At 36.3% G+C, this 19980-nt stretch carries 16 protein-coding genes; 9 read left to right on the forward strand and 7 right to left on the reverse strand.

Annotated elements, in window-relative coordinates; all coding sequences use genetic code 11:
* The first annotated feature begins 122 nt into the window (after positions 1–122).
* The gene (locus W908_RS06115; protein WP_053820367.1) at positions 123–2138 is read left to right on the forward strand and encodes a sodium-translocating pyrophosphatase; all 2016 of its coding nucleotides are present in this window, start codon (positions 123–125) and stop codon (positions 2136–2138) included.
* A gap of 67 nt (positions 2139–2205) precedes the next feature.
* Here W908_RS06115 and W908_RS06120 read toward each other — a convergent pair whose 3' ends face one another.
* From W908_RS06120 to W908_RS06140, 5 genes are read right to left on the reverse strand one after another with little or no spacing between them, the layout of a single operon-like run.
* Entirely contained in the window at positions 2206–2835 is a 630-nt protein-coding gene (locus tag W908_RS06120; protein WP_053820368.1) for a class I SAM-dependent DNA methyltransferase, read from the reverse strand.
* A gap of 31 nt (positions 2836–2866) precedes the next feature.
* Positions 2867–4318 (reverse strand): TrkH family potassium uptake protein, encoded by a 1452-nt coding sequence (locus tag W908_RS06125; protein WP_053820369.1) that lies wholly within the window; start codon positions 4316–4318, stop codon positions 2867–2869.
* A 34-nt stretch (positions 4319–4352) separates the two neighbouring features.
* The gene (gene trkA, locus W908_RS06130; protein WP_053820370.1) at positions 4353–5726 is read right to left on the reverse strand and encodes a Trk system potassium transporter TrkA; all 1374 of its coding nucleotides are present in this window, start codon (positions 5724–5726) and stop codon (positions 4353–4355) included.
* Complete coding sequence (locus W908_RS06135) at positions 5723–6298, reverse strand: response regulator (RefSeq protein ID WP_053820371.1); 576 nt, start codon at positions 6296–6298, stop codon at positions 5723–5725. Before W908_RS06135 ends, trkA begins: the two co-directional genes overlap by 4 nt.
* Positions 6295–8373, reverse strand: coding sequence for a sensor histidine kinase (locus tag W908_RS06140; protein ID WP_053820372.1), 2079 nt, complete (start codon positions 8371–8373; stop codon positions 6295–6297). Before W908_RS06140 ends, W908_RS06135 begins: the two co-directional genes overlap by 4 nt.
* Positions 8374–8477: 104 nt before the next feature.
* On the opposite strand from W908_RS06140, the gene W908_RS06145 reads away from it, so the two are divergent.
* The 8 genes from W908_RS06145 to W908_RS06180 all read left to right on the forward strand — a co-directional run bounded on the left by W908_RS06145 (position 8478) and on the right by W908_RS06180 (position 17458).
* Positions 8478–9497, forward strand: a complete 1020-nt coding sequence (locus W908_RS06145; protein WP_236849132.1) for a ribonuclease D — start codon at positions 8478–8480, stop codon at positions 9495–9497.
* Between the two features lie 29 nt (positions 9498–9526).
* Positions 9527–10102 carry a 16S rRNA (guanine(966)-N(2))-methyltransferase RsmD gene (gene rsmD / locus W908_RS06150; protein ID WP_257720186.1) on the forward strand — a complete coding sequence of 192 codons (576 nt, stop codon included), beginning with the start codon at positions 9527–9529 and terminating at the stop codon, positions 10100–10102.
* The gene (gene coaD / locus W908_RS06155) at positions 10099–10581 is read left to right on the forward strand and encodes a pantetheine-phosphate adenylyltransferase (protein ID WP_053820375.1); all 483 of its coding nucleotides are present in this window, start codon (positions 10099–10101) and stop codon (positions 10579–10581) included. The genes rsmD and coaD overlap by 4 nt, the downstream gene beginning before the upstream one ends.
* A 77-nt stretch (positions 10582–10658) precedes the next feature.
* Complete coding sequence (gene dnaK / locus W908_RS06160; RefSeq protein WP_053820376.1) at positions 10659–12566, forward strand: molecular chaperone DnaK; 1908 nt, start codon at positions 10659–10661, stop codon at positions 12564–12566.
* A gap of 70 nt (positions 12567–12636) precedes the next feature.
* Positions 12637–13740: a molecular chaperone DnaJ gene (dnaJ, locus tag W908_RS06165; protein WP_053820377.1), complete on the forward strand. Its 1104-nt coding sequence runs from the start codon at positions 12637–12639 to the stop codon at positions 13738–13740.
* A 73-nt stretch (positions 13741–13813) separates the two neighbouring features.
* Positions 13814–15094 carry a phosphopyruvate hydratase gene (eno, locus tag W908_RS06170; protein WP_053820378.1) on the forward strand — a complete coding sequence of 427 codons (1281 nt, stop codon included), beginning with the start codon at positions 13814–13816 and terminating at the stop codon, positions 15092–15094.
* A 79-nt stretch (positions 15095–15173) separates the two neighbouring features.
* The gene (locus W908_RS06175) at positions 15174–16421 is read left to right on the forward strand and encodes an HlyC/CorC family transporter (protein ID WP_053820379.1); all 1248 of its coding nucleotides are present in this window, start codon (positions 15174–15176) and stop codon (positions 16419–16421) included.
* Positions 16422–16468: 47 nt separating this feature from the next.
* Positions 16469–17458, forward strand: a complete 990-nt coding sequence (locus tag W908_RS06180) for a putative transporter (RefSeq protein ID WP_020024913.1) — start codon at positions 16469–16471, stop codon at positions 17456–17458.
* Between the two features lie 3 nt (positions 17459–17461).
* On the opposite strand, the gene asd is transcribed toward W908_RS06180, so the two are convergent.
* Both asd and W908_RS06190 read right to left on the reverse strand, forming a co-directional pair.
* Positions 17462–18223 carry an archaetidylserine decarboxylase gene (gene asd, locus W908_RS06185; RefSeq protein WP_053820380.1) on the reverse strand — a complete coding sequence of 254 codons (762 nt, stop codon included), beginning with the start codon at positions 18221–18223 and terminating at the stop codon, positions 17462–17464.
* 47 nt (positions 18224–18270) lie between these two features.
* Positions 18271–19974 carry a proline--tRNA ligase gene (locus W908_RS06190; protein ID WP_053820381.1) on the reverse strand — a complete coding sequence of 568 codons (1704 nt, stop codon included), beginning with the start codon at positions 19972–19974 and terminating at the stop codon, positions 18271–18273.
* Positions 19975–19980 lie beyond the last annotated feature (6 nt).

Raw genomic sequence — 19980 nt, forward strand, 5'->3', positions numbered from 1 at the left:
TACAACAATAAATTAGAAATTTAATTTTATAAGATATATTTAATGCAAATTTAGTTCATTTCACTTCAAATTAAGGTTTTTTTTTCCACTTTTTAAGCACTTTAGGATATCATTGCCGCTTCATTTTATTTAAAGGAGAAGAAAAGAATTTTGATCAAAATTTAATAGCGCCTGGACTCGGTGTTTTAGGCTTGATTATCGTAGTTATTATCTATCAGTGGATAACAAAACAAGATGGTGGCAGCGGCGCCGTTAAAAAAATTGGTGAACAAATTCATATTGGTGCGATTGTATTTATGAAGCGCGAATATAAAATGCTTAGTATCTTTGCATTAGTTCTTTTAGTCCTTCTCTATATCTTTCTTGGTGCAGCTAGTGCATTATGTTTCCTTGTTGGAGCTGTAACATCTGCAACTGCAGGGTATATTGGTATGAATACAGCCACTATTGCTAACGTTAGAACAGCCCAAGCAGCTCATGACAAAGGAAGTGCCTCTGCTTTGACCGTAGCCTTCTTTGGTGGCTCAGTGATGGGTTTATCTGTTGCTGCTTTAGGTCTTTTAGGGTTAGGCGGATTATATTACTTCTTTGGCGCAGAGCACTCTGAAGCACTTCATGGTTTTGCGATGGGTGGCTCAGTAGTAGCATTATTCTCTCGTGTTGGTGGTGGAATATTTACTAAGAGTGCTGATGTTGGCGCCGACCTTGTTGGAAAATTAGAAGCAGGAATCCCCGAGGATGATCCTCGCAATCCTGCGGTTATCGCTGATAACGTTGGTGATAACGTTGGTGATATTGCTGGTATGGGCTCAGATATCTTTGAGTCTTACTGTGGATCCATGATTGCTACAATTGCAATTGCAGCAACAATAGCTGTAGACTCACTTGGCGGTAATAGAAGTGAGCTTATGTTCTTGCCTCTTGCCTTAGCATCACTTGGACTGGTTTGCTCAGTGATTGGAATCATATTTGTTAAGCTTTCTTCGAATAAATCCCCTGAATCTGCTCTAAGAAATGGAACTATAGGTTCAGCTTTATTATTCATCGTTACTTCATTCTTTTTAATTGACTATTTAGATGTCTCAAATAATATTTGGGCAGCTGTGCTAATGGGAAGTATTGGTGGAATTATTATTGGCCTTGTAACCGAATACTACACTGCTGGAAAACCAATCAGAGACATTGCTGAATCAGGAAAGACTGGTGCAGCTACCGTTATGATTAAAGGATTAGCAGTTGGAATGCAATCTGTAGTCATTCCAGTTTTAATGATTTGTGTCATTATTTACGTCTCTAATCTTTTTGTTGGTTTGTATGGTGTAGGTATTGCAGCTATTGGAATGCTTGCGACTGTTGGCATGACTATGGCAATTGATGCTTACGGGCCAATTGCAGATAATGCGGGCGGCATTGCAGAAATGGCTGGCCTTGGTGAAGATACTCGTAAAATTACAGATTCACTTGATGAGCTTGGTAATACGACTGCAGCAATTGGAAAAGGTTTTGCAATTGGAGCGGCTGCACTTGCAGCCCTTGCAATTATCACAGCATATACAGAAACTGTTAGCGCGAACAAAGTAGACTTTTTACTTCAGCTCAACAGTGCTGAAGTATTAATTGGTTTATTTATTGGTGGAACCATTCCATTTTTAATTGCTTCTCTTACAATGACTGCTGTTGGTGATGCCGCTTTTGAAATGATTGAAGAGGTAAGAAGACAGTTCAAAGAAATCAAAGGTCTGCTTGAAGGTAAAGCTGAGCCTGATACAGCTAAATGCGTCGATATTGCTACGACAGCTGCACTTAAAAAAATGATTCTTCCAGGTGTAATAGCTGTTGCTGCTCCCGTTTTAGTTGGCTTCCTAATTAGTCCTGAAGCGCTCGGCGGAATGCTTGGTGGCGCCCTTCTAGGTTGCGTCCTAATGGCCCTCATGATGGCTAATGCTGGTGGTGCTTGGGATAATGCTAAAAAGCATGTTGAAAAGGGTAACTTTGGCGGTAAAGGTACAGACGTTCACACTGCAACTGTTGTTGGTGATACAGTTGGTGACCCGTTCAAGGACACCTCTGGCCCATCAATGAACATTCTTATCAATGTGATGGCAATTGTTAGTTTAGTTATTGCACCGCTACTTTAAGAAATTAATAATTTCAGCCTCACTCAATGTGGGGCTGATCATTATTTTTATATCAAAAAACTTTCATTTATTTTTTTCTAAATACCGTGATAATTACTTTGTCACTGCCATGATCTTTATCTAGATTATTACCATAAACGCTTACTTCATGAAAGTTAGGCTTAGTTATACTTTTTTCAATCTCTAGAATTTTTTTATCAAATCCAGCTTGTTTATATAACTGATAATGAATTGTAAAAATAAAAAGACCACCAGACCTCGTGACTCTTAATAGTTCATCTAGCACATCTGGCCCGACATGACCATGGGTAAAGGTGCCAGCGCTTACAATTGCACCATAATGATTATCATTGATTAATAATCTTTTGGTAAGGTCTGCCTCAATTATTTTTGAATAGCAATTTTTTAATCTAGCAATATTTAGCATTTCAGGAGAAATATCAATAGCATCTATTTCTCTTGAGCTTTCATCTAAGCACTCTCCAACAAGACCTGTTCCTGCTCCAACATCTAGAATTGGAGTGTCTTTATGATTGGAGTATTTATCAAAATATTTACCTATCTCTATAGGAGAGCGGTAGTCATTTTGTTTAGCAAAATCACTATCGTATGTCGACGCCCAACTTCTATAAAGGTTAATAGAGTCTTCAGGAGTCTTGATTGAATATGCATCTTTTACACCTTTTTTTTCTGACATATAATTCTAATAATTTCAATATTGATCTAAGCTATTGCCTCCAGAATGCTCTATGGAAAATGGCAATAATTGTTAATACTTCAAGTCTTCCAACAAGCATTGAAAAACTTAAAATCCACTTAGCGGTATCGCCAAGTGAGCCATAGTTTTGTGCAACCTCCCCTAGCCCTGGACCAAGGTTATTCATTGTCGCTGCGGTTGCAGAATACGCTGTAACCTGATCTAAGCCAGCAAACATGAGTAGCATCAAAATAAGGAAAAAAGTAATCGCATAAAGTGAAAAGAAGCCAAGCACAGAAACTAAAGACTTTTCATTAATACTTCCACCATTTAATTTAACACTTACCTGAGCATTAGGACGAATGAACTTATGTATCTCTTTCATTCCCAACCTAAACATTACTAGGATTCGAATAACTTTAATTCCTCCTCCTGTAGAACCAACACAAGCCCCAATAAAGCTCATCATTATTAGAAAAACAGGGATGGCTGCTGGCCAACTACTAAAACTCTGAGAGGTGTATCCAGTTGTTGTAGCTATCGAAATTGTTTGAAAAAGACTATGCCTAATAGTTTCAATTGAAGAGCCATACTCTGAGTTTAAACCAAGGGCAATAATGACAATAACTGATGAAGCAAAAAGTACCATCACATATGTCTTAAATTCGGAGTCTTTAATATAATCTATTAAAGACTTATTATTCCAAGCAAGAAAGTGTAATGAGAAGTTTATGCCCGCTAAAAACATAAAAAACATAGCGACCATCTCTATTGAAATCGAATTGAAGTAACCAATTGAGGCATCATGAGTTGAAAATCCACCAATTGCAACAGTACTAAAACTATGACTAACAGCATCAAAAATAGTCATTCCTGATAAAAAATATCCTAATGCACACAAAACTGTCAAAGACAGATAAATTTTCCAAAGTGCAATTGCTGTATTTCTAAGTTTGGGAGTAAGTCTATCTTTTGCAATACCACTTGACTCTGCATGATAAAGCTCCATGCCGCCAACCCCTAGTAAAGGCAATACTGCAACTGCTAAAACAATAATTCCCATACCTCCTAGCCATTGAAGCTGTTGCCTATAGAACAAAATGCTTTTAGGCAAATCATCCAGTTGACTCATTACAGTTGCTCCTGTTGTAGTCAGACCAGACATAGATTCAAAGAATGCATCAGAAAAGGAAAGATTACTAATAGAGTCAGTAATTAAGAATGGGAGAGTTCCAAAAAGAGATAAAACAATCCAAAAGCACACTACAATTAAAACGCCCTCTCTCAGCCGGAAATCTTTTTTAGTATCCTTAAAGGGCCACCAGAGAATCAAGCCACCCAATAAGGTTAAAGCAAATGATAATAGGAAAGAGAAATACTCACCTTCAGAATAAATTAAATCGATAATGATTGGTGGCACTTGGGCAAAACTAAAGACCATGAGGAGGAGGCCAATAGTTTTAGCAACGATACTTAACTGCATTTAGTTTTCACCTTTAAAGTATGCTTTCTAGAAATTATTGCTCATTCTCTAAGAAAAGAGCCTCAACTTCATGAATCTTTCGAACGTCCATTAACACCATTAAAATATGGTCTCCTGATTCAATCACCAATTTTTTAGAGCCCATTAAAAGCTCATCATCTCTTACTACAGCACCTACAACAACGCCTTCAGGTAACGGCAAATCTTTTATTTGAACTCCAACCACCGCTGAAGTTTTTTTATCACCATGAACTACAATTTCAATTGCCTCAGATTTTCCGTGCTGAAGCGAATGAACCTTCATGCAGTCTCCCTTTCTTAGGTGAGATAAGATACCACTAACTGTAATTTGATCTGGCGAAACAATAATGTCAACATCTCCACTTTGCTCAGCAAGGGAAGCATAAACATCCCTCTTAACTAGAGCAATTGTCTTATGGGCACCAAGTCGCTTTGCAAGAATGGAAACAATTACATTTACCTCGTCTGAATCAGTCAGAGCAAGAAATAAATCAGTATTTTCAATACCTTCATCTTTAAGCAAATCTTCATCTGAGGCATTTCCTTGAAGAACAAGCGTGTTATTTAATTTTTCACTTAAATATTTAGCTCTCTCCTCAGATAGCTCTATGATTCTGATATTGTGCGTATCTTCAAGTAGTTTAGCTACGTTGAGACCAATACTTCCACCGCCAGCAATAAAGATTTTTTGATAATTATTTTCAGCCCTTCTAAACTCTTTGAGGGCCCTTGAAATATGATTTTTTTTCGCAAGAAAATAAACTTGATCACCCTCTCTTATGACTGTATCACTTTTAGCAGGAATTGCCCTTTCATTCCTGTAAAGACTAACGATGCGTATTTTGACATCAGGCATGTGTTCATGAAGCTCTTTAATAGGCCTATTAACGATTGGTGTTCCAATAAAGGCTCTTGTCTCTACCAATTGAACTAAGCCATTCTCAAAGTCAAAAACCTGAGAGGCTCCAGGCTCTTCAACAATTCCCTGAATGTACTCTGTAATTAAATTCTCAGGAGTAATTAAGAAATCAATAGGTAATGCTTCATTACTAAATATTTCTGGTCTAAGAAGATATTCAGTGGTTCTTATCCTAGCAATTTTTTTCTTAACATTGTAGAGGGTATGCGCCATTCTGCAGGCAACCATGTTTCTCTCATCTGAATTCATTACAGCAATGACCACATCCATCGACTTGATACCCGCTTTCTCAAGAATACTCGGGTATGCTCCGTAACCAATAACGGTTTTAATATCTAAGTGTCTTTGAAGAGGGGTCAGCATTTCCTCCTTTTGATCAACGATCGTAATATCGTTATCATCGTCTAGGCAAAGATATCTTGCTAGAGTTGAACCGACTTGGCCAGCACCAAGAATTAATATTTTCATTTTTTATCGATTCCTAAATCTTTAAGTTTTCTGTAAAGCGTTGTTCGCTCTAACCCAGCAATTTCTGCAACTACAGCAATATTGTTATCGTTAGACGATAGATGATGAAGTAGGTACTGACTTTCAAAGATATTTCTCGCCTCTTTAAGTTTTAAAGAGAAGTCAATTCCGCTAACATGTTGGGCTTCTTGTTCAGGCTCTTCACGCGTCATGATATTTCTTAATATTGGTAAGAAGTCGTGAAGCGGCTTTTTTAGAAAATCAACCGCACCTAACTTCATTGCTTTAACTATGTCACTTGGCTCCGCGTGACCAGACATCATAACAACAGGGGTATTAAAACCCTCAGAATGCCACTCAGATAGTAAGGAAATTCCATCTTGACCAGGCATCCAAACATCCATTAGAATTAAATCAAAATCATTTGCTGCAAGTACTGCTTTGGCTTCAGTAGCACTTCTAGCAAGCATTGTTGTATAACTAACATCCTCAAGAATATCTTTTATTATTTCGGTATTATCTTTTTCGTCATCGATGATTAAAATTTTTCCGAATGTAGCATCATTTTTCATTTCGTCCCCTTTGAATTCTCAATTATACTTAATTCAATAGTTACTCTAGCACCATGAGGTTTTATATTACTGGCAAATATTTGGCCATCATGTTGTTCGATAATATTTTGAACGATTGCAAGACCTAAACCACCACTCTTCTCTTTTGTAGTTATATAAGGTTCAAAAACCTGATCAATAATACTACTTGGAAAGCCTTTACCGTCATCTATAATTGTTAATTGAACCAAGCCCTCTTTTTCTTTGAGAGTTGATTTAATATTTATATTTAATTGTATTTTTTCTTGCTTAGCTTCTATAGCATTTTTAATAAGATTTATTAGAACTCTTGAGATAGCATCTTGATCAAGTTGAAGCTTCGGCAAGTCACCACACAGATCAAGATCTACTCTAACTCCATCATGATTATCAAAAAGAGAAGCTGACTTGTTAATCAGCATATTTAATGATGATAAAGTCTTTTGTATTTCTGGCGTATTAGCGTAATTAGCAAAAGCACTAACCATTGAATCCATTGATGCAACTTGATCCATAATGGTTTGAGTTGTTTTATCGATAATAGCTGCATCATTCTTTTCAAGTTTTTCTAAAAATAAATTTCTAAGTCTTTGAGCTGATAAAAGAATGGGGGTTAATGGATTTTTAATTTCATGAGCCATGCGAACTGCTACTTCACCCCAAGCAGCCTTCCTTTGTGCTCTATTAAGTTTTGAAATATCATTAATGATAATGACATAACCCAATGATTTATTTTCTACATCAAGAACTGAGCCTTGGCAATATAGAAGCCGAACTCTATCGTTAAGAGTTAACTCAATCTCATGACTCCACTCCATGGAGTCTTTCTCAATCTTATCTTGAATAAAAGAAAAAAGTGGATTTAGATTAGGGTGAGCATCTACTATTGAGTCATAAGAATGACCATTAAAAATGGTCTCATCCTCAATCTGAAACATTTTTCCTATTACTGGATTAATAATTTGTATTTTCTTATCTTTATCTAGAGCAATAACACCAAAAGAATATTTGAGAATTGTTTCAAGATAAAGGTTGTGAGTATCAAGCCCCTCCCTTGAGAGCTTTATTCGCTGACTCATTTCATTAAAATGACCAATTAGATCATGCATATCTTTATGCTTAGGATCTTGCTCAATCTCAACATCATAGTTACCTGAAGAAATCTCTCTTGTGGCTATCGATAAATTATGCATTGGCTTCATAAGTTGATCAATCATTCTTAGTACAATTAATAGTGCGCTTAGAACTGATAATAGAATTGTTGAGCTAAAGTCAATCATAAACCTCGTTTTAATTATGGAGGAGTTTAATGTTAACTCAGCATCTTTTGCTGCATCACGAAAACGCGTCATTCTTGAAGTCAAGCTATCAATGTTGATATCTGAAGCAAAATGAGCAATCAATGTAAACTCATCCGTTGAGGCTGTATAACCATCATTCATACAGTTCGTGTCTGCTCTTTTACTAGAGGCAGCAAGATTCATTTGACTATCGTAAAGTTTTAATTCACACGCCCAAAAATCACTTGTTAAAAGACCTAAAACGGCCTGCATTCTTTCATTTGAGGCTCTTGGCGCATCAAAATAGTTAACTAGTTTCCCAATATTTCGCGTTCGATCTTCGTAGTACTTAATTGCGACATTATTGGTGTTACGATACAGCTCATCAACTTCACCACCAACTTTCAAATTGAACTCATCAAACTGATTTTCTGCAATTTGAAGATTATCTCTAATTGATCCAAAAGAAAAAAGATAAAAAGAGAGAACTGGCAGTAAAACGAGAACTGGAACAATTTTAATAAAAGACCAGGTGAACCTGGAACCTATAACGCCCTCTTGCGTATTTTGTTTTAACTTTTTCATTGATAGAGAAATATAATAAATCGCCACCAAACTCATCACAACGTTAAATCCAACTAAAAGTAAGTACCACTTCTCTATAAGCTCAGCATTAAGCCCAAGATAAAACATTCCAAAGAATGAAATCAAGAAAACACCAATCCAAAATAAAGCGCGGGGAGCTTCTTTTAAAGAAAAAGCCTGATTAAGCAACATAAATTTTGTTAACCAAATAATAAAGTCATTTGATTATCTCATAAATGAAATATTACTATCACAAGTTGTTGATAAAATACAACAACTCAATTAAGGTAATTATTTTGATAAAAAACAACGAACAACTAGAAAAATATTTAAATGGTATCAATGAGGAATCTATTCTTGGTATAGACACTGAGTTTAGGAGGATTGACTCCTATTCGCCTGAATTGTGTTTAGTTCAGATTGCATCAAAGAGTCATCTAGAGTGCATAGATATTCTTTCAATAAGTAATCTAGAACCTTTATTTAATAAGCTATATGATGGCAAAACACTATGGGTCATTCATTCTGCAAGGCAAGATATTGAAGCGCTCTACTATTTATCAGGTCGTACTCCAAGCCATCTCTTCGATACACAAATTGGCGCATCATTTTTAAATTACCCCATACAAGTCTCATACCAGGCAATAACAGAAAAACTTCAAAATATTTTCTTAGAAAAAAAATTTACTCGTTTTGATTGGAGAAAACGTCCACTTCCCAATGATGTTTTAAAATATGCACTAGACGATGTTAAGTACTTATTGCCAAACTATAGAATTCTTAAAAAAGAGCTAGTTAATCAAGGAAAGCTGAGTTGGGCCGAGGAAGAAGTCCAATTTTTATTGAATAAAGATACTTACGAGCCTAACTATAGACAAATTTTAAAAAAAACAAAGGGCATTAATAAAATTTCGCATAAAAATCAAGAAAATGCCTTTAAGTTAATCCACTGGCGTGAATCAATTGCCCAGCAAAAAAATAAACCTCGTAAATGGATTATGTCAGATGAATCATTAATTGATTATGCTAATGGTCAAAGGAAACTTTCAGACAGCAAAAATAAACTTTTTGAAAATTTTATAAGAAAAAGTAAATTAATAGCTGGGCCAGAAGATTCATTAGTAGCCAAAAAACCTCTTTCAGAGAGTGAGACATTGTTGAAAAATCAGCTTAAGGATAAAATCAATCTCTTGTCTACTAAATATGCCATTCCTTCTGAGCTTATATGTTCTTCAAAAAATCTTGTGAAGCTAATAAAAGGAGATAATACTTTATCGATTCAGAGTGGATGGCGCTCAGAATTATTTAAACTTTAATTTTATTTTATTTCAATCTCAAAAATACTATCAAAACAAATACCTTTAAAATTATCTCAGGAAACCTAAAGGGAAGAAAATTCCATTTTCCAGATTCAGATGGTTTAAGACCTACCTCAGGAAAAACAAGAGAAACACTCTTTAATTGGCTTCAGTTTGATATTGCTGGAAAAACTGTTCTTGACCCCTTTTCTGGCAGTGGAGCTTTGGGTATTGAGGCAATTTCTAGAGGTGCAAAAAAAACATTTTTAATAGAGAAAAATACTAAAGTATTTAAAACCCTTAAATCAAACCTTGAATTCATAGGCTCAACTAGATTTGAACTAGTTAATGAAGATTCAATTAATTACCTTAAAAAACTGGAACATGATGCATTCGATTATATCTTTCTAGATCCTCCATTCAGCCAGCAAATACTTCCCTTGATACTCAATTTACTTTATGAGGGAAAGCTTATTCATTCAGATAGTCACATTTATATTGAATCTGAGTTTCAGATAACAGAAGAATTTTTAGATAATAATTGTGACTATGAATGTAAAATTAACAAAGAAAAAAAATCAGGCAGCGTTTATTTTTGTTTGATAAGTTTAGGAGCTATATGAAAAAAATTGCTATTTATCCTGGATCCTTTGATCCTATTACTAATGGCCACATTGATCTTATAAAAAGAGCATCTAAACTATTTGATGAGGTTATTATTGCAATAACCCAAAATGCTAACAAATCAAGTTTTTTATCAATAGAACAAAGAGTGAGTGCTGCTGAATCCTCTATTAGCTCCCTTGGTAATACTAAAGTACTCAGTTTTAACTCTCTCCTTGTTGACTTTGCTTCTGAGCACAACGCTCAAATCATAATTAGAGGATTAAGAGCAGTATCAGATTTTGAATATGAATTTCAGTTGAGTGGAATGAACAAGAGACTTAACCCTGAAATTGAAACCCTCTTTATGACACCTTCTGAAGAATTTGCTAATATTTCCTCATCGTTAGTTCGTGAAATCCTCTCTCTGGGTGGAGACATCAGTCTATTTGTACCTAATCAAGTCAAAGAAATACTCCTAGATACAGTTCAAAAATAATTTTAAATACACCTTGAAATTAGATTTTGTACCCCTAAATAGGGATTATATAAAAAAAATACAAAGGAGTATACAAAATGGCAAAAATTATAGGAATTGATCTAGGAACAACCAATTCATGCGTTTCAGTTATGGATGGAGGTGTTGCTAAGATTATTGAAAATTCTGAAGGAAACCGCACAACCCCTTCAATTATTGCATATCCAAAAGATTCTGATGAAATATTGGTGGGTCAGCCTGCAAAGAGACAAGCTGTCACGAACCCTGAAAATACACTTTATGCTATCAAAAGATTGATTGGCCGACGCTTTGATGAAGAGGCAGTCCAAAAAGATATCGATTTGGTTCCATACAAGATTATTAAAGCGAAGAATGGAGATGCTTGGGTTGAAGTCAAAGGTAAAAAAATGGCTGCACCTGAAATTTCTGCGCGTGTTATTCAAAAAATGAAGCAGACAGCCGAAGATTATTTAGGTTCTGAGGTTACTGAAGCTGTAATTACAGTCCCAGCTTATTTCAATGATTCTCAGCGTCAAGCGACTAAAGATGCCGGGAAGATTGCTGGCTTAACGGTAAAAAGAATTATCAATGAGCCGACTGCAGCTGCTTTGGCATATGGAGTTGATAAAACAATAGGTGATAAGAAAGTTGCTGTCTACGATTTAGGTGGTGGAACATTTGACGTTTCAATCATCGAAATGGAAGATATTGATGGAGAAAAACACTTTGAGGTTTTGTCTACAAATGGAGATACATTCTTAGGTGGTGAGGATTTTGATCAAAGAATTATTAGTTTTCTTGTTGCAGAGTTTAAGAAAGAACAAGGGCTTGACTTAGCAAAAGATGCCATGGCTCTCCAAAGATTAAAGGAAGCTGCTGAAAAAGCAAAAATAGAACTCTCGTCTTCTGAACAAACAGAGGTTAGCCTTCCATATATTACTGCAGATGCGTCTGGTCCTAAACACCTCAACATCAAAATGACAAGGTCAAAACTTGAGTCACTTGTGGTAGACCTACTCAAGCGCTCAATTGATCCTTGTAAAACAGCATTAAAAGATGCAGGCCTATCAAGCGGCGATGTTGACGAAATCATACTTGTGGGTGGACAAACTAGAATGCCTAAAGTTCAGCAGATGGTTAAAGATTTCTTTGGTAAAGAGCCTAAGAAGGATTTAAATCCAGATGAAGCTGTTGCTATGGGTGCTGCTATTCAAGCTGGTGTTCTAGGTGGTGATGTTAAGGATGTGTTACTTCTTGATGTAACACCGCTTTCACTTGGAATTGAAACAATGGGCGGAGTTATGACAAAGTTGATTGAAAAAAATACAACAATTCCAACTAATCAATCACAAGTATTCTCAACTGCTGCGGATAATCAATCTGCTGTTACGGTTCATGTTCTTCAAGGTGAGCGAGACGTTGCCAGTGCAAATAAGTCACTTGGGCAGTTTAATCTTGAAGGTATTGCTCCAGCTCCTAAGGGACAACCTCAAATCGAGGTAACTCTTGACCTGGACTCAGATGGTATCTTGAATGTATCTGCTAAAGATAAGAATACTGGTAAAGAGCAATCAATCACAATCAAATCTTCAAGTGGTCTTTCTGATGAGGAAGTTGACAAAATGATTAAAGATGCTGAAGCCCATGCTGATGAAGATAAAAAGTTTCAAGAGCTTGTTTCTTCCAGAAATATGGCTGACTCTCTTGTTCATTCAACTAAACAATCTCTCGAAGAGCTAAAAGATGAAGTATCTGATGATGAAAAAAGTGCAATCGAGGCCGCTTTAAGTGAATTAGAGGAAAGCATTAAAGGTGATGACAAAGAAGTTATCGATGCGAAAGTTCAAAATCTAAGTGAAAAAGCCCAAGTATTAGCTCAAAAAGCACAAGAGAAGGCTGGAGCTGATGGAAGTGCTGAGGCAAGTTCAGATACTAGTGATGATGTAGTAGACGCTGATTTTGAAGAAGTTAACGAAGAAAAGTAAGTAGTTTTATTTGCTGATTTAAAAAAACCTCCCATGCTCAGCATGGGAGGTTTAATATTTTAAGGGAAATATGTCAGATAGAGATTTTTACGAAGTTTTAGGTGTTGATAAAGGGGCTGATGAAGCCAAAATAAAAAAAGCCTATAAGCGCCTTGCTATGAAATATCATCCAGATCGTAATGCGGATGACAAGGTTGGTGCAGAAAAAAAATTTAAGGAAGTCCGTAAAGCTTATGACGTTATCTCAAATCCGCAAAAAAGATCAGCCTATGATCAATTTGGGCATGCAGGTGTAGAACAAGGTGGACAAGGCTTTGGTGGTGGTAACCCATTCGGTGGTGCTGGAGGTTTTGGTGACATTTTTGGAGATATTTTTGGTGGTGGCAATTCAAAACCAGACAACAGAGGCTCAGACCTTCGATATGATTTAGAAATTGATTTAAAACAAGCTGCTGATGGCGATACAGTCAAAATAAGAGTCCCAAAAAATGATACCTGTGATACATGCTCTGGAAGCGGCGCAAAACCTGGAACTTCTGTTAAAACTTGTGGAAATTGTCGTGGAACAGGTCAAACGACTATGCAACAAGGTTTTTTCGCTGTCCAGCGTCCTTGCAATCAATGTAATGGGTCTGGTGAAAAAATTGAATCTCCTTGTGGAACCTGTCGTGGTCAGGGCGTTGTTAGGAATCAAAAAACTCTGTCTGTAAAAATTCCAGCAGGTGTAGACACTGGTAATCGAATAAGACTCAGTGGTGAGGGTGAGGCTGGCTTGCGTGGTGGCCCTCATGGAGATCTATATGTTCAAATTCATATCAAAGAGCATGCTATATTTGAGCGTGATGGGAATGATTTGTATTGCGAAGTTCCAATTGATTTTGCAACCTCAGCACTTGGTGGGTCAATTGAAGTGCCTACACTCAAAGGCAAGCTAAAAATTAACGTTCCAGCAGGCACACAAACCTCTAAACTTTTTAGGTTGAGAGGTAAAGGCATGCCAGCAATGAGGCATAGTGGTTCTGGTGATTTACTGTGCCAAGTCAAAGTTGAAACTCCTGTCAATTTAAACTCCAAACAAAAGAAGTTATTAAAAGACTTTTCAAACTCTTGTGAGGCCAAGCATCACCCTGAGTCTGACTCATTTTTTGGTAAAATGAAATCATTCTTTGATTAACTCTGAAACAATTTGTAACAAAGAATCAATTGTCCAACTATAAAATTTCTTTTTTTAACTTACAAATCTCAAGATGAAGATTCAAAAAATTAATGCGCGTGAAGTATTAGATTCAAGAGGAAATCCTACTGTTGAAGCTGATGTAACCTTAACTAATGGCATTGTTGGTCGAGCCATCGTCCCTTCAGGAGCTTCAACAGGCCAAAGAGAGGCTTTAGAGCTTAGAGATGGTGACAAAAATCGCTACCTTGGTAAAGGCGTTCTTAAAGCAGTTAAATTTATAAATACCGAGATAAATTCTGCTCTTCAAGATTTAGAAGTATCAAACCAAAAAATGATTGATCAGACAATGATTGATTTAGATGGCACAGAAACAAAATCCAGACTTGGTGCAAACTCAATACTAGCAGTATCTCTTGCGTGCGCCAAGGCAAATGCTAAATCCCAAAACCAATCTTTATTTCGTTCATTTAATTTTTCAAATTCTTTTCAATTACCTGTTCCAATGATGAACATTATTAATGGAGGTGAACATGCCAATAATAGTGTTGATATTCAAGAATTTATGATTATTCCGGCAGGTGCTCCCAGCTTCAAAGAGGCGCTTCGGTATGGCACTGAAATTTTTCATCATTTAAAAGCTGTCCTTGATAAAAAAGGGCTTAATACTGCTGTGGGTGATGAAGGCGGCTTTGCACCTGATTTGAAATCTAATGAAGAAGCGCTAGAGGTCATTATTAAGGCAATTAAAAGTGCTGGATATACTCCTGGAAAAGATATTTTTATTGGCATTGATGCAGCAAGCTCTGAGTTTTATAAAGATGGAACTTACAATTTAAAATCAGAAGGTTTAAAGTTAACAAATAGTGAGTTTGTTGATTATCTTGTATCATGGGTCAAAAAATACCCAATTATCTCAATTGAAGACGGTATGGATGAAAATGACTGGGAGGGCTGGGAAATGCTTACTCATAGATTGGCAAATTCTGTTCAACTGGTTGGTGATGATCTTTTTGTAACTAATAGTGAGATTCTTGCAAAAGGAATTGATAATAATATCGCAAACTCAATACTTATTAAAGTAAATCAAATTGGTACGCTTACTGAAACGTTTGACGCGATGAAGATGGCGCTTGAGGCAAATTACACGTGTGTGATGTCGCACAGAAGTGGTGAAACTGAAGATACAACAATCGCTGATCTGGCAGTTGCGACAAGTTGTGGTCAGATTAAAACAGGATCCTTGTCTCGCTCTGACAGATTAGCGAAATATAATCGCCTTCTCAGGATTGAAGAGGAATTAGGAAGCATGGCGGTCTATCCTGGCCTTAATGCTTTTGATAATTTACGATAGTAGGCATACCTGCTTGTTTTAGTCCATTAAGTTGATTTAAGGTTAAAATATAACCTCATTGACTATTTTGGGTGACTGATTGGAATCACTGTCGACTTTTTGGCTAAGTTTTATACTTTTTATTCTTATTATTGCTTCGGCATTCTTTTCCGCATCAGAAACTTCGATGATGGCGCTCAATCGCTATCGACTCAAAGCTCTAAGTGCAAAGAATAATGCTCAAGCCAAAAGAGTAGAGAAACTTCTAAACAAAATTGATTACTTGATTGGAGGTATTTTACTTGGCAATAACTTTGTCAACATACTTGCAGCAAGTATTGCAACTCTTCTCTCTTTAAAATTATTTGGAGAGGGCTCAGTCATCGTTGCCTCATTAGTTCTGACTTTGGTCATTCTAGTATTTGCAGAAAATACGCCAAAGACTTTTGCAGCCAAAAATCCTGAAAAAATTGCATTACCTGCGTCTTGGATATTAGAGATACTGATAAAAATTTTCAAGCCTCTAATCTATCTAATATCGATCATCTCTAAATTTATTTTAAAGCTACTTGGACTTAAAAATGTTAGTAAAGATATTTTAAATTCTGAAGAGCTCAGAATGGCTGTCAAAGATTCAAAATCGCAAATGTCAAAGAATTATCAGAGCATGTTGCTCAATATTATTGATCTTGAAAAAGTTAAAGTTGAGGATATTATGATTCCGCACCATGAGTTAGTTAGTGCCGATGCCAATGATGATGAAGAATTATTTGAGCAATTTAAACGAATTCAACACAACCGTCTACTTCTTTTTGAAGGATCAGAAAACAATATTATTGGAACAATACATATGAGAGATATACTCAATATCTATGCCAAAGAAGAAATTAATCTTAGTAAAATTAAAGAATGTATTAGAGAACCTTATTTTATTCCTGAAGGCACCTCTTTATCCCAACAACTAGAACACTTTAAAAAACAAAAAAGAAGGCTAGGAATAGTTGTTGATGAATATGGAGAGGTTAAAGGAATGGTTGTTTTGGATGACATTCTTGAAGAAATAGTTGGACAATTTACATCGTCTCAGGGGGAAACTATTGAGGAAATTCAGATTCAGAGTGACGGAAGCTATTTAGTTGACCCGAGAGTGAGCATTAGAGAGATAAACACAGAGCTCAATGTCAAATTACCTTTTGATAGTGCAAAAACGCTTAATGGGTTAATCTTAGAGCAGCTTCAAAGCTTTCCTCAGCACAATTTATCTCTAAAAATTGACTCACTAATCATTGAAATTATTCAGGTTAGTAAACAGGGCATCAAACTAGTTAAAATCACAAAAATAAATTAGGTATTATCTAAATTTTAAATCAGCAATATCAAATAAAAGGACATTAAATGTTTAAATTCTTTACGCAAAAAAAATGGTTTCTTTGGGCTTATCTTGGTTCAGCAGTCATCCTAACTTCATTGTGGCTTTCTGTACAAATTGATGTTCAGATCAATGAGTGGTTTGGTGGATTTTATGACATGATTCAAAAAGCTCTTGCTGAGCCTAACGCAATAACAATGGACGAGTATATGGGTGGTCTCTGGAGTTTTGCAAAACTTGCGGCTATGTGGATTGTTCTAGGCCTTGCAACTTCATTTCTAACCTCGCACTTCCTTTTTAGATGGCGAGCGTCGATGGTTGAGTTTTATCATAGCGTCTATGATAAAGCACGAACCATTGAAGGAGCATCACAGCGTGTTCAAGAGGATACCATCAGATTCTCTAGAATTATGGAAGGCTTGGGAACCAGTCTTATTGAATCTATCATGGTACTCATTGAGTATTTCCCATTATTAATGGGATTGTCAGTTGGTATTCCTATTTTATGGTTCGGTGACTGGGAGTATGGCCTAGTGACTGGTGCATTAATCTGGGCAGTTGGTGGAACACTCCTGATGATCGGATTAGCATGGGTATTAAGACTTGTTGGTATTGAGTATGACCTTCAAAAAAGAGAGGCTGCCTATCGAAAAGTTCTCGTAATCGCGGAAGATGATGGAACCGTTAGGCCAAAGACACTTAATGAACTTTTTGAGGGTGTAAGGCTCATTCACTATAAGAGCTATTTGTATTATTTGTATTTTAATATTGGTAGATTAGCTTATCTTCAAGTTAATGTTTTAGTTGCATACATTGTTCTTGCACCTGCAATAGTTGCGGGAGTAATGACTTTAGGAGTTATGCAGCAAATAATAAGGGCTTTTGGAAGAGTAGAGGGCTCTCTTCAATATTTATTTAATTCATGGCCTACTATTATTGAACTTGCCAGTGTCTACAAACGCTTGAGAGAGTTTGAGGGTCAGATTGAATCAATGACCGAACTTGAAGCAAAATAGTTTTTAAGTAATAGATTGCCCCATCTTAAGCGCTTGGCCTTCCTCAAGGTTTAAGTTGGGAAAGTCATTTGGCATAAGAATAATTACAGTTGAACCCATATTGAAGCGACCCAACTCATCCCCTTTTTCTAGTCGAATTTTCTGATCCATATAATTATAGTATTTAACTGATTTAGAGTATGGAGGCGTTATTTGTCCCTCCCACGAAGTCTGCATTGACCCAACAAAAATTGCACCGACCAATATAAAAGCCATCTCACCAAATTCAGTATTAAAAAAACAGACTAACCTTTCATTACGGGCAAAAACTTGATCTATAACATTAACAGTTCTCTGGTTCACTGAAAAAAGGTAACCTGGAATATACTTCATCGAAACTAAGTCACCATCGCAGGGCATATGAATACGGTGGTAATCCTTTGGTGATAAATAAATTGTCGTAAAGCTATTAAAGTAAGCAGTATCGATAGATTTATCATCAAGTAAAGCGGATACTGAGTATTTTTTACCTTTAGCTTGGACTATCTCAGACTTGTTAATTTTTCCAGCCTGTGAAACAACACCATCTACTGGTGAAATAACTGGCAAGCTTGAGATTGGTCTTGAGGTTTTTTTAAGGGATCTTGTAAAAAAATCATTAAAGTGTTCATAATCTTTAACATTTTCTCTCTCAGCTTCACTCAAATTAACTTTATAGGTAGCAACAAACCAACTAGTAAAACTATTTTTTAACCATGGGGTCTTGATTCTTGCAAATCGAAACATCAACCTCGATAAGAGGTGCTGCGGCAAGAGGTATTGTAGAAAAATCACTAATCAAGCTTGTTAATAATAAAACTAACTGCCTCGTTAAAGTCAATTTCTACTTTATCAGGATGCACTCTAGATTTATATTCTATTTTCCCATTATCAGCATGAGTATCACTGATTACGAGGCGATGAGGAATGCCAAGAAGTTCAGAGTCCGCAAACATAATGCCAGGTCTCTCTTTACGATCATCAATTAAAACATCAATATTTTGATCTACACAGTCCATATAAAGCTGGTCTGCTAACTCTTTAACGCGAGATGATTTATTGTAATTTATTGGGACTATAATTAGCTCAAATGGAGCGATTGCTTGCGGAAAAATAATACCTCTATCATCATTATTTTGTTCAATACTCGCTGCGATAATTCGAGTTACACCAATTCCATAACAACCCATATTCATATTGACTGCCTTTCCATCTTCACCAATTACATTAGCTTTCATAGAATCTGAATACTTAGTTCCAAGCTGAAAAATATGGCCAACCTCGACACCTCTTTTAATTTCTATCTTGCCGTTTCCATCAGGCGATGGATCTCCAGGAACAACATTACGTAAATCGGAAGCAATAATCTTTTTCGAGTCTCTTCCCCAGTTGACTCCGATGTAATGATCATCATCTCTATTAGCGCCACATACAAAGTCTGATAAATGGGCCGCTGCGTAATCGACAAAGATTGGAATATCCAGATTTACAACTCCAATAGATCCAAAAGAGCAGCCTAACTGCTTAAGAACTTTACCCTCTTCGGCCATTTGCAGTGGATTTTTAACACCTTCCAACTTAGCTGCTTTCACTTCATTAAGCTCATGATCGCCTCGCAAAACAAGCGCAATAAGATTATCATTAGTTCCATCAACAATCAGCGTTTTTATTGTTTTTTGTGGACTAATTTTTAACAAATTGCAGACATCATCAATTGTTTTGACTCCGGGTGTATGAGCAATTTCTAATTCTTGTTGGGGGGCATGAGGTTTGCCTAAAGGAAGCGTTTCAGCCCTTTCAATATTGGCAGCATAACTTGAGCCATCAGAAAAACAAATGGCATCCTCACCTGACTCAGCAAGCACATGAAACTCATGAGAGCTGTCACCGCCAATAGCTCCAGAGTCAGCTAAAACAGGTCTATAATCCAAACCCAATCTGTCAAAAATATTACAATAAGTCTGATGCATAACTTGGTATGTCTCACCTAGTGATTTTTCATCTATATGAAAGGAGTAAGCATCTTTCATAATAAACTCTCTGGAGCGCATAACACCAAAACGAGGCCTTATTTCGTCTCTAAATTTTGTTTGGATTTGATAAAAGTTGATAGGAAGCTGCTTATAGCTTCTTAAATACTGCTTAGCTATATTGGTAATTACTTCCTCATGTGTTGGGCCCATGCAAAAATCTCTTTCATGCCTATCCTTAAAACGAAGCAACTCAGGTCCATACTCCTCCCACCTCTTTGATTCCTGCCATAGCTCAGCGGGCTGTGCAACTGGCATCAATAACTCTAATGCCTTTGATTTGTTCATCTCCTCTCTTATGATTTTTTCAACTTTATGAATAATTTTCAAACCAATAGGTAGATAAGAATAAAGACCAGACGCTAATTTAGATATGAGGCCAGCTCTTATCATTAATTGGTGAGATATGATTTGGGCATCGTTAGGCGCCTCTTTCACTGTAGAGATTAAAAAATCACTGCTTTTCATATAAAA

The organism is Candidatus Pseudothioglobus singularis PS1, from assembly GCF_001281385.1.
GTDB lineage: Bacteria > Pseudomonadota > Gammaproteobacteria > PS1 > Pseudothioglobaceae > Pseudothioglobus > Pseudothioglobus singularis.

Coding starts and splice junctions, on each gene's coding strand:
- W908_RS06120 (WP_053820368.1), bottom strand. CDS start 2,835: ATGTCAGAAAAAAAAGGTGTAAAAGATGCATATTCAATCAAGACTCCT.
- W908_RS06125 (WP_053820369.1), bottom strand. CDS start 4,318: ATGCAGTTAAGTATCGTTGCTAAAACTATTGGCCTCCTCCTCATGGTC.
- trkA (WP_053820370.1), bottom strand. CDS start 5,726: ATGAAAATATTAATTCTTGGTGCTGGCCAAGTCGGTTCAACTCTAGCA.
- W908_RS06135 (WP_053820371.1), bottom strand. CDS start 6,298: ATGAAAAATGATGCTACATTCGGAAAAATTTTAATCATCGATGACGAA.
- W908_RS06140 (WP_053820372.1), bottom strand. CDS start 8,373: ATGTTGCTTAATCAGGCTTTTTCTTTAAAAGAAGCTCCCCGCGCTTTA.
- coaD (WP_053820375.1), top strand. CDS start 10,099: ATGAAAAAAATTGCTATTTATCCTGGATCCTTTGATCCTATTACTAAT.
- dnaK (WP_053820376.1), top strand. CDS start 10,659: ATGGCAAAAATTATAGGAATTGATCTAGGAACAACCAATTCATGCGTT.
- dnaJ (WP_053820377.1), top strand. CDS start 12,637: ATGTCAGATAGAGATTTTTACGAAGTTTTAGGTGTTGATAAAGGGGCT.
- eno (WP_053820378.1), top strand. CDS start 13,814: ATGAAGATTCAAAAAATTAATGCGCGTGAAGTATTAGATTCAAGAGGA.
- W908_RS06180 (WP_020024913.1), top strand. CDS start 16,469: ATGTTTAAATTCTTTACGCAAAAAAAATGGTTTCTTTGGGCTTATCTT.
- asd (WP_053820380.1), bottom strand. CDS start 18,223: ATGTTTCGATTTGCAAGAATCAAGACCCCATGGTTAAAAAATAGTTTT.
- W908_RS06190 (WP_053820381.1), bottom strand. CDS start 19,974: ATGAAAAGCAGTGATTTTTTAATCTCTACAGTGAAAGAGGCGCCTAAC.